The organism is Promicromonospora kroppenstedtii DSM 19349, from assembly GCF_000515355.1.
GTDB classification, from domain to species: domain Bacteria; phylum Actinomycetota; class Actinomycetes; order Actinomycetales; family Cellulomonadaceae; genus Promicromonospora; species Promicromonospora kroppenstedtii.
The window spans coordinates 21586-31945 of sequence record NZ_KI911619.1 but is presented as its reverse complement, the minus strand read 5'-3'; the positions used below and the strand labels follow the sequence as shown (position 1 = coordinate 31945).

Below are 10360 nucleotides of genomic sequence, written 5' to 3'. Positions count from 1 at the left end.
GTGTGCCGGACAAGGGCGACGTCATCAACGTCGCCATCCAGGCCGGCCACTCGCACGTGTTCTCCGCCACCACGGGCGAGCGCCTCGGCTGAACCGAAGCCGGCCTTGCCTCGGCCGGTCCTGACCGGTCGAGGCACCTGGGCGTGCCTGAGAAAGAGAAGGTCTTGTCGGATGCGCTACGTCCTACCGATGTCCGAACAGGCTCCACGGAGCAGGAAGGTGCGACTCGCCTTTTTCTCTGCGGTGGTATCGCTCACCGCTGCGTTCGCGGCGCTGGCCGTGCCGATCCCGCTGTTCAACACCTACCGAGCCGAGGACGGGTTCACGCAACCTGACATCTCCCGAGCAGTCGCGGTCTATGCCCTGGGTACCCTGATCGCGCTGTTGGTGATGGGTCGGCTGTCCAATCAAGTAGGGCGACGACCAGTTGCCCTGGCCAGCCTGGGTCTGCTCTTGCTGGGCTGCCTGCTGCTGCTGGACGTGCACGACGCCGGTACGTTGCTGCTCGCTCGCGGCCTGATGGGTCTCGGCGCCGGGATGGCGAGCAGCAACGTCACGGCGTACATCGTCGACACGACACCCGCGCGTCCCGCGTGGCTGGCCTCGGTCACATCCAGCCAGACGCCCATGGTCGGGCTCGCCATCGGTGCTGCGGTCTCCGGCGCCCTGGTCCAGGTGGCTCCCTGGCCGCGTCATCTCGTCTATATCGCCGCGATCGGCGCCTTGCTGATGTCGGCCGCGCTCATCGCCATGAGCCCCGAGACCGTCGCCAGGACACCGGGCGCCTGGCGATCGCTGCGCCCCAGCGTCGGCGTCCCGGCCCGCGTCCGACGCCTTCTCCCGGGCGCAACCGCTGTGTTCCTGGCCACCTGGTCGATCGGGGCGTTCTACCAGGCTTTCGTTCCCGCACTGGTCGAAGGGCAGCTCCACAGCCACAGCCCCTTGATCCCGGGGCTCGCGTTCGCGGCCTACATGATCCCCAGCGCAATCGGTGCCCCGCTCAGCACCAGGTTCACGCCGGCGGCCGCACAACGCACCGGCATGGTCGCGTTCCTTGTCGCGATGGTCGGCATCATCGCCGCGATCACCACGGGGTCCCTCACGGTGTTCTTCACCGCGACGGTACTCGCCGGCGCGGGTCAGGGCATCGCTCTCAGCGCCACGACTCGCGGTCTGCTGCAGGGCAGCATCCTGACCGAGCGCGCATCGATCTTCAGTGTCATCTACCTGATCTGCTACAGCGCTGCTGCCTTCCCCAGCCTCGTCGCAGGCCAGCTCTCCGGCACCATCTCACTGCCGCACATCGCCCTGGGATACGGCGTCCTCGCACTCGTCTCGACCGCCGTCTCCGTAGTCGCCGCGCGGGATCCGTCCACGACGTGACCGACACACCGCGCTCCCGCAACCGACGATCTGAAAGGCTTGGTCGAGGCGACAGGCGCGCCTCGACCGGCTCATGATGACGCTGTGGAACCGTCGGCAGGCTTCCGCGTGCGCTGGTAGTGGCGTCTGGCCTTGAACCGGTTGCCGCAGAGCGCCATGGAGCACCATCGAGCAGTGTTCGCGTTGCTCCGGTCGTGCAGGAAGCGGCAGCACGCGGGATTCGCGCACGGCCGGATCCGGCCGGGGGCGCGTTCGTGGATCGCGGCCCAGGCGAGCAGCACCCGCGCGGCGAGCCTCTCGTCGGCAGGCGCCTGCAGCTCCCAGGTGAGGGCGCCGGTATGCAACGAGGGTCGCAGCGCGATCCGCTCGACATGCTCCTCGAGCAGCTGCGCGTCGCCCGCTCCGCGGATGACGTCCTGGAGCGCCGTGCGAACGCGTCGAAGTCGCGCGATCTCGCCGCTGCTGCCGGCCCCGCCGTGCGCTGCGGCCCAGGCCAAGGCCGAATCTCGGTCGGCAAGTTCGTCGGTGCTCTCACCGTCGACGACGGGCGTCGTGTTCAGCAGCTCCAGCAGCAGCTCTTCGTCCTCGCGTGTCACGACCTCCATGACTAACCCCCTCAATCGTTGTTGACAGGTTAGCACCCTCGGTGCTCTCATAACCAGACAACACCAATCGAGAGGGTTAGTACCATGGTTGCCATCCAGCACAGGTTCACCGATGTCGACGGACACAGGATCTTCTACCGCGAGGCCGGTCCCACCGACGCACCCACCATCGTGCTGCTGCACGGCTACCCCACCAGCTCGCACATGTTCCGCACCCTCATCCCCCTGCTCGCCGAGGACTACCACGTGGTGGCGCCCGACCATCTCGGGTTCGGGCTGTCAGACGCGCCCGGCATCGACGAGTTCGACTACAGCTTCGACGCCCTTGCACGGATCACCTCCCGACTGCTGTCCGGCCTGGGCATCAACCAGTACGCGATCTACGTCCAGGACTACGGCGCTCCGATCGGGTGGCGCCTCGCACTGGCGAACCCGTCCGCGATCACGGCGATCATCAGCCAGAACGGCAATGCGTATGAGGAGGGCTTCGTCGAGAGCTTCTGGACCGACGTATGGGCTTACGCGAAGGACCAGAACGAGGACACCGAGCCCGCGGTCCGCTTCGCCCTGACGCGCGAGGCCATCCGGTGGCAGTACCTGCACGGCGTCTCCGAGCCCACCCTGGTGGACCCCGGCACATGGGAGCACGACCTCGCCCTGGTCTCCCGCCCGGGCAACGACCTGGTCCAGCTCCAGCTGTTCGCCGACTACGCGACCAACCCGCCGCTGTACCCCGCAGTGCACGAGTACTTCCGCACCTCCCAGGTGCCACTGCTGGCCGTCTGGGGAGAGCGCGACGAGATCTTCGGGCCCGACGGCGCCAAGGCATTCGCCAAGGACCTGCCCGACGCCCGGATCGAGCTGCTGCCCGGCGGGCACTTCCTTCTCGAGTCCCACCTCGACGAGGTCACCGCACTGATCCGCGACTTTCTCGCGACGACCCTCACCCGCTGAACAAGCGACTACGGGTGAGGCGGACCGTCCTGGGTCCACGTAGCCGGTCACGGAGCGGCGGACCCGTCCACGCCTGGGCGCCGCCGTCGCCGGGCGCTTCCATCCTTCGATGGAGGAAGGTTCGGTGGCGGTGGCGGAGTCATCCCCGGTCACGTGGGAGTTCAGTGGGACCTCGGGTGGACACCCGAGGCCACTCGCGTCCGCTCCCGCCTTTAGGTCCCGAGGGAGAAACAGCAGGTCAGGCGGCAACTCCCGGGTTAAGGGAGCTGCCACCTGACCTCATCGATCCTCAGACGTTGAACCCGAGCATCCGGAGCTGCTCCTTGCCGTCGTCCGTGATCTTCTCCGGACCCCACGGCGGCATCCAGACCCAGTTCACGCGGAACCCGTCCACGAGTCCCTCGAGCGCCTGCGCGCTCTGGTCCTCGATGACGTCGGTCAGCGGGCAGGCCGCCGACGTGAGCGTCATGTCGATGGTCGCGTGGTTGTTCTGGTCCACCTGGATGCCGTAGATCAGGCCCAGGTCCACGACGTTGATGCCCAGCTCCGGGTCGATCACGTCGCGCATGGCCTCCTCGACGTCCACCACGGTGGTGGGCGACGGGCCGACGCCCTCCGCCGGAGCGGCCGGGGCGTCCTGCCCGACGTCGGTGCTCGCCTCAGTCATCGGTCTCTCCTCAGCTCGTGGCCAGCGCGCCGCTGCGCGCCAGCGAGTCCTTGAGCGCCGCCCAGCCGAGCAGCGCGCACTTGATCCGGGCGGGGTACTGCGACACACCCGTGAAGGCGGTCGCGTCGCCGAGGGCGTCCTCGGCGTCGTCGTCGCCCAGGCCCTTGCCGCGGGACGACATCAGGTCGTGGAACAGGCCGTCGAGCCGCGCCACCTCGGCGAGGTCGGCGCCCTCGACGAGCGACGTCATGACCGACACGGACGCCTGCGAGATGGAGCATCCCTGCCCCTCCCAGGAGACACCTGCCACCGAACCCTCCGGCGTGACGTCGACCCGGAGGGTCACCTCGTCACCGCACGTGGGGTTCACCTGGTGCGACTCCCCCGCGAGGTGTCCCGCCACCGACGCGACGTCGACGAGCCCGCGGCCCACCGGGTGCTTCGCGTGGTCCAGGATCACCTGCTGGTACATCTGCTCGAGCGTGCTCACGACGCTGCCTTTCTGGATCTCACCGAATCAGATCTCATCGAAGAGATCACTCCACACCGAAGAACGCGCGGACCCCCGCCAACGCTTCCCGGAAGGCGACGACCTCTTCGACCGTCGTGTAGACCGACGCCGAGGCGCGCGCCGTGGCGGCCACGCCGAACCGGCGGTGCAGCGGCTGCGCGCAGTGGTGACCCACCCGCACGGCGATGCCCTTGTCGTCCAGCACCTGCCCGACGTCGTGCGCGTGCACGCCGTCGACCACGAACGAGACCACGGCGAGCCGGTCGGCGGTGTCGAGCGGGCCGATCACCCGCACGCCCGGGATGTCGGCGATCTTGAGCATCTCGGCCGCGAGCTCGGTCTCGTGCCGGGCCACCCCCGCCATGCCGAGCTCGCCGAGGTACTGCGCCGCGCAGCCCATGCCGACGGCCTGGGCGACCATCTGGGTGCCGGCCTCGAAGCGCTGCGGCGGCGGCGCGTACGTGGTGGTCTCCATGGTCACGACCTCGACCATGGACCCGCCGGTCACCGTCGGCGGCATGGCCTCGAGCAGCTCGCGCCGCCCGTACAGGGCGCCGACGCCGGTGGGGCCGAGCATCTTGTGCCCGCTGAACGCGGCGAAGTCGACGCCGAGCGCGTGCAGGTCCACGGGCAGGTTCGGCACGGACTGGCAGGCGTCGAGCACGGTGAGCGCGCCCACCCGCTTCGCCGCGGCGACGAGCGTGGCCACGGGCGCGATCGCGCCCGTCACGTTCGACACGTGCCCGAAGGCCAGCACCTTCGTGCGCTCGGTGACGACCTCGTCGAGGTTCGAGAGATCGAGCCGGCCGTCGTCGCCCACCGGGATCCAGCGCAGGACGGCGCCCGTCCGGGCGCACAGCTCCTGCCACGGCACGAGGTTGGCGTGGTGCTCCGCCTCGGTGACCACGATCTCGTCGCCCGGCGCGAGCCGGAACCGCGCCGCGGCCTCTCCCCCGCGACCCAGGGTCGCGTTGGAGAAGGCATAGGCCACGACGTTGATCGCGGCGGTGGCGCCGGGCTGCCAGACGATCTCGCCCTCGTCGGCGCCCACGAACGCGGCGACGGCCGCGCGCGCCTGCTCGAACGCCTCGGTGGCCTCCTCGGCGAGCTGGTGCGCTCCGCGGTGGACCGCGGCGTTGCGCTGCTCGTAGAAGTCCACCTCGGTGTCCAGCACCACCTGGGGTTTCTGGGCGGTCGCGGCGGAATCCAGGTACACGAGGGGCTGGCCACCCCGCACCGTGCGCTCGAGCAGCGGGAAGTCCGCCCGGACGGCGGCCAGCTCGGTGGTGGAGAGCGAGCCGGTCTCGGCGGGCTGCAGCGCCGGGTCGCCCGGACGCACGGTGGCGGTGGTCATCATGTCCCCTCGAAGTGCCTCAGCGGTCGGTCAGGCCGTGGCCGTCGCGTTCGCGCCGACGTACTTGTCGTAGCCCTCTTCCTCGAGGCGGTCGGCCAGCTCGGAGCCGCCCTCCTCGGCGATCTTGCCGTCGACGAAGACGTGCACGAAGTCAGGCTTGATGTAGCGCAGGATGCGCGTGTAGTGCGTGATGAGCAGAACGCCGACCTCGGTGTTCTCCTTGGCGCGGTTGACGCCCTCCGAGACGATGCGCAGGGCGTCGACGTCGAGGCCGGAGTCGGTCTCGTCGAGGATGGCGAAGCGCGGCTTGAAGAGCTCCATCTGCAGGATCTCGTGACGCTTCTTCTCACCGCCGGAGAAGCCCTCGTTCACGGAGCGCTCGGCGAAGGCCGGGTCCATGCGCAGGTTCTCCATCGCGCCCTTGACCTCCTTGCCCCAGGTGCGCAGGGCGGGGGCAGTGCCGTCGATGGCGGTCTTGGCGGTCCGCAGGAAGTTCGCGACGGAGACGCCGGTGACCTCGACCGGGTACTGCATGGCCAGGAACAGGCCGGCGCGGGCGCGCTCGTCCACGGTCATCGCCAGCAGGTCCTCGCCGTCGAGCGTGACGGTGCCCGAGGTGACGGTGTACTTGGGGTGGCCCGCGAGGGCCGAGGCCAGGGTGGACTTGCCCGAGCCGTTGGGGCCCATGATCGCGTGGGTCTCGCCGCTGGCGATCGTCAGGTCGACGCCGCGCAGGATCGGCTTGGGGCCTTCCTTGGTCTCGACGCTGACATGCAGGTCGCGGATCTCGAGGGTGGGCATATCTGTTACTCCAGGGTTGCGGAAGTCAGTGGTTCAGGAGACGGGGACGGTCACGTCGATGTCGACGAGCACACGCTCGCCGTCGACGGTCACCGGGTAGACGGGCACGGGGCGCACCGCCGGGAGCTGGACGGGCATGCCGGTCCGCAGGTCGAACTGGGAACCGTGCAGCCAGCACTCCACCAGACAGCCCTCGACCTCGCCGTCGGACAGCGAGACGGCGCCGTGCGAGCAGATGTCCGAGACGGCGTGGAAGTTGCCGTCGGCGTCGCGGGCCACCGCGACCGGGACCGGGGCGCCGTCGGCGCCGTCGAGCTCCACGAGCATCGCCTCCTCCGGTCCCAGGTCGTCGGTCATGCAGGCCAGCTGCGCGGTCATGCGGTCGGAGCCCCGGTGATGACGCTCATCGACTTCTCCAGCTCGGCCTCGATGGAGGCGAGCAGGCGCTCCTCGACCGACGGGACGCCGATCTCGTGGATGAGCTCGGCGAAGAAGCCACGCACGACGAGACGACGGGCCTCGATCTCGGGGATGCCCCGGGCCTGGAGGTAGAAGAGCTGCTCGTCGTCGAACCGGCCGGTGGCGCTGGCGTGGCCGGCGCCGGCGATCTCGCCGGTCTCGATCTCGAGGTTCGGCACCGAGTCCGCGCGCGCGCCGTCCGTGAGGACCAGGTTGCGGTTGAGCTCGTAGGTGTCGGTGTTCTCGGCGTTCGCCCGGATCAGGACGTCGCCCACCCACACGGTGTGCGCCCCGGAGCCCTGCAGCGCGCCCTTGTAGGTCACGCGCGACTTGCACTCCGGCACCGCGTGGTCCACGAAGAGGCGGTGCTCCTGGTGCTGGTCGGTGTCCGCGAAGTAGAGGCCCACCATCTCGACGTCGCCGCCCTCGGCGGTGAACTCGGCGTCGGGCGTGATGCGCACGACGTCGCCGCCGAACGTCACCACGACGTGCTTGAGCTTGGCGTCGCGGCCCAGGCGGGCACGGTGCGACGAGGCGTGCACGGCACCCTCGGCCCAGTCCTGGACGCTGACGACGGTCAGGTGCGCGCCGTCCTCGACCACGATCTCGACGGTCTCGGAGAGCGAGCCGACGCCGTTGTGGTCGATGACCACCACGGCCTCGGAGTGCCGCTCGGCGCGGACCAGCACGTGGGCGGCGGTGGCGTCGGCGGACACGCCGGTGAGGCGCACGGACGTGACGTCGGACGCGACGGCCTCTGCCGGCACGGTCACGACGGTGGCCTGCTCGAACGCGTTCCACGCGGTGACGGCGGTGCGGTCGCCGGGCTTGCCGGCGGTGCCCAGGCGGGCGTCGTCGCGGGCGACGGTCTCCACCTTGACCTCGGGGGCGGCGGTCACCTCGACCGTGACGCCCGAGGAGCCGAGGTCCGACTGGAACAGCGGCTGGAGGCGGTCGGCCGGCGAGAAGCGCCACTCCTCCTCGCGTCCGTTCGGTACGGGGATGTCCTCCAGGGAGAAGGACGTGAGGCGCTCGGCTCGGGAGCCCTGGGGCTTGACGGCGCCGTGGGAGTGGGCGCCGTCGGCAACAGCGCGCGAGTGATCGGTCGTGAGAGTCATGTCAGCCGACGGACCCTTCCATCTGCAGCTCGATGAGGCGGTTGAGCTCGAGCGCGTACTCCATGGGCAGCTCGCGCGCGATGGGCTCGACGAACCCGCGCACGATCATGGCCATGGCCTCGGTCTCCTCCATACCCCGGGACATGAGGTAGAACAGCTGGTCCTCGCTCACCCGCGAGACCGTGGCCTCGTGCCCCATGGACACGTCGTCCTCACGGACGTCCACGTACGGGTAGGTGTCGCTGCGGGAGATCTGGTCCACCAGCAGCGCGTCGCAGAGGACGTTGGACGCGGAGTGGGAGGCGCCCTCGAGCACCTGCACCAGCCCGCGGTACGACGTGCGGCCGCCGCCGCGCGCCACGGACTTGCTGACGATCGACGACGACGTGTTCGGTGCCGCGTGGACCATCTTGGCGCCGGCGTCCTGGTGCTGGCCCTCACCCGCGAAGGCGATGGACAGCGTCTCGCCGCGGGCGTGCTCGCCCAGCAGGTAGATCGCCGGGTACTTCATGGTGACCTTCGAGCCGATGTTGCCGTCGACCCACTCCATGGTGGCGCCCTCGGCCGCGGTGGCCCGCTTGGTCACCAGGTTGTACACGTTGTTCGACCAGTTCTGGATCGTCGTGTAGCGCACGCGGGCGTTCTTCTTCACGACGATCTCGACCACGGCCGAGTGCAGGGAGTCCGACGTGTAGATCGGCGCCGTGCAGCCCTCGACGTAGTGCACGTAGCTGCCCTCGTCGGCGATGATCAGCGTGCGCTCGAACTGGCCCATGTTCTCGGTGTTGATCCGGAAGTAGGCCTGCAGCGGGATCTCCACGTGCACGCCCGGCGGCACGTAGACGAACGAGCCGCCCGACCAGACGGCCGAGTTCAGCGCGGCGAACTTGTTGTCGCCCGACGGGATGACCGTGCCGAAGTACTCCTGGAAGAGCTCCGGGTAGTCGCGGAGGCCGGTGTCGGTGTCGACGAAGATGACGCCCTGCTCCTCCAGGTCCTCGCGGATCTGGTGGTAGACGACCTCCGACTCGTACTGCGCGGCGACACCCGCGACGAGGCGCTGCTTCTCCGCCTCCGGGATGCCGAGCCGGTCGTACGTGGCCTTGATGTCCTCGGGCAGCTCCTCCCAGGAGGTGGCCTGCTTCTCCGTGGACCGCACGAAGTACTTGATCTTGTCGAAGTCGATGCCCGACAGGTCGGAGCCCCAGCTCGGCATCGGCTTCTTGCCGAAGAGGCGCAGCGCCTTGAGGCGCTGGTTCAGCATCCACTCGGGCTCGTTCTTGAGCGCCGAGATGTTGCGGACGACCTCCTCGCTCAGGCCGCGCTGCGCGGACATGCCCGCGGCGTCGCTGTCGTGCCAGCCGTACTCGTACGCGCCGATGCTGGCGATGATCTCGTCGTCGGAGCGCTGCTCTGGCGCTTGCGTTTCTGCGCTCATCACTTTCCTTCGGTGGGGGTCGTCGCGGGGAAGGGTCTCGGGCCGCCCGTGCCCAGGTGGGCGGAGGCGGTCACGGGGATGTTGGTCGTGCAAGCGTGCGCGCCGCCGGCGATCGTCGCCAGCCGTTGCACGTGCGAGCCCAGCAGCTCGCTGAACGCACGGGCCTCCTGCTCGCACAGCTCGGGGAACTCCTCGGCCACGTGCTGGACCGGGCAGTGCCCCTGGCACAGCTGGACCGCGGGTGCCACGACGCCGGCCGCGCGGCCGGTCAGCGGGGCGGGCACGGGCCGCACGGAGGCGGCATAGCCGTCGGCCGACAGCAGCTGGACGAGCTGGGCGGCGCGGCCCTCGGCGTCGGGAGCGGTCAGGTGCGGCGCGTAGCTGCGCGCCACGGCGTCGAACCGCTCCTTGGCGAAACCCGCCACGGCCGCGCTGCCGCCCGTCTCCTTGAGGAACCGCAGCACCTGCCGGGCGATCTCCTGGTAGCCGCCCGCCAGCTCGGACTGGCCGCCGCTCGTGACGACGTACCGCCGGGCGGGGCGCCCGCGCCGGGGGGTGCCCGACGGCGTGGCCTCGTGGACGGTGATCTTGCCGTCCTCCTCCAGGAGGCCGAGGTGGCGGCGCACGGCCGGCGCGGTGAGCCCCAGGACGGTGGCCAGCGCACCCGCCGTGACCGGGCCGCGCGAGGCGACCAGCTCGAGCACGCGCCGCCGCGTGGTGCCGTCCGTCTCGTGGCTCGCCGCGTGCCCGGTGGACACCTGTGCTGTCGCGCTCATGCTGGTCACCTCCTCGTCCGTCGGTCCGGGGGCAGACCTCACCCGGGGTGCACGCCTTCGCAGACGCCAATCCTTTTGGGAACATCCTTGTTCCCTAATTCGAGATGCGCAAGGAAGGCGACCCTCAGTTCGGGTGGATCGCGACACATCTCACACGCCCGGTGCACACCCAGGTCACACCCGGCGACGCGGCCGGTGCGCGCCGCCGCCTACGATTGTGCGGTGCCCCTGTCCGACGCGCCCGCGATCGACCCCGCCCAGGCGGCCACCGCGAGCGCCGCCACAGCCAGCCCC

General features: G+C 69.9%; 11 protein-coding genes. 2 read left to right on the top strand and 9 right to left on the bottom strand.

What is annotated here, in order from left to right; all coding sequences use genetic code 11:
* The first annotated feature begins 219 nt into the window (after nt 1-219).
* Nucleotides 220-1383, top strand: a complete 1164-nt coding sequence (locus PROKR_RS04795; RefSeq protein WP_211240029.1) for an MFS transporter — start codon at nt 220-222, stop codon at nt 1381-1383.
* A gap of 71 nt (nt 1384-1454) precedes the next feature.
* Here PROKR_RS04795 and PROKR_RS04790 read toward each other — a convergent pair whose 3' ends face one another.
* Entirely contained in the window at nt 1455-1979 is a 525-nt protein-coding gene (locus PROKR_RS04790) for a CGNR zinc finger domain-containing protein (protein WP_245605700.1), read from the bottom strand.
* Nucleotides 1980-2072: 93 nt separating this feature from the next.
* Between PROKR_RS04790 and PROKR_RS04785 the strand changes: the two genes are divergently transcribed.
* Nucleotides 2073-2942 (top strand): alpha/beta fold hydrolase, encoded by an 870-nt coding sequence (locus tag PROKR_RS04785; protein ID WP_036960047.1) that lies wholly within the window; start codon nt 2073-2075, stop codon nt 2940-2942.
* Nucleotides 2943-3231: 289 nt separating this feature from the next.
* Here the strand turns inward: PROKR_RS04785 and PROKR_RS04780 are convergent, their stop codons facing one another.
* Genes PROKR_RS04780 through PROKR_RS04745 form a run of 8 tightly spaced genes read right to left on the bottom strand, consistent with a single transcriptional unit; the run spans nt 3232 to nt 10066 of the window.
* A complete protein-coding gene (locus PROKR_RS04780; RefSeq protein WP_020012947.1) occupies nt 3232-3609 on the bottom strand; it encodes a metal-sulfur cluster assembly factor in 378 nt (125 codons plus the stop codon).
* Between the two features lie 10 nt (nt 3610-3619).
* Nucleotides 3620-4099 carry a Fe-S cluster assembly sulfur transfer protein SufU gene (gene sufU, locus PROKR_RS04775; protein WP_036960046.1) on the bottom strand — a complete coding sequence of 160 codons (480 nt, stop codon included), beginning with the start codon at nt 4097-4099 and terminating at the stop codon, nt 3620-3622.
* A 46-nt stretch (nt 4100-4145) separates the two neighbouring features.
* Nucleotides 4146-5474: a cysteine desulfurase gene (locus PROKR_RS04770; RefSeq protein WP_051432684.1), complete on the bottom strand. Its 1329-nt coding sequence runs from the start codon at nt 5472-5474 to the stop codon at nt 4146-4148.
* Nucleotides 5475-5504: 30 nt separating this feature from the next.
* Nucleotides 5505-6275, bottom strand: coding sequence for a Fe-S cluster assembly ATPase SufC (sufC, locus tag PROKR_RS04765; protein ID WP_020012944.1), 771 nt, complete (start codon nt 6273-6275; stop codon nt 5505-5507).
* 33 nt (nt 6276-6308) lie between these two features.
* Nucleotides 6309-6653, bottom strand: a complete 345-nt coding sequence (locus PROKR_RS04760) for a non-heme iron oxygenase ferredoxin subunit (RefSeq protein ID WP_036960045.1) — start codon at nt 6651-6653, stop codon at nt 6309-6311.
* Nucleotides 6650-7852, bottom strand: coding sequence for a Fe-S cluster assembly protein SufD (gene sufD, locus PROKR_RS04755; protein ID WP_036960044.1), 1203 nt, complete (start codon nt 7850-7852; stop codon nt 6650-6652). The genes PROKR_RS04760 and sufD overlap by 4 nt, the downstream gene beginning before the upstream one ends.
* Before the next feature lies 1 nt (nt 7853).
* The gene (gene sufB / locus PROKR_RS04750; protein WP_036960043.1) at nt 7854-9290 is read right to left on the bottom strand and encodes a Fe-S cluster assembly protein SufB; all 1437 of its coding nucleotides are present in this window, start codon (nt 9288-9290) and stop codon (nt 7854-7856) included.
* Nucleotides 9290-10066, bottom strand: coding sequence for a helix-turn-helix transcriptional regulator (locus tag PROKR_RS04745; RefSeq protein ID WP_036960123.1), 777 nt, complete (start codon nt 10064-10066; stop codon nt 9290-9292). The genes sufB and PROKR_RS04745 overlap by 1 nt, the downstream gene beginning before the upstream one ends.
* Nucleotides 10067-10360 lie beyond the last annotated feature (294 nt).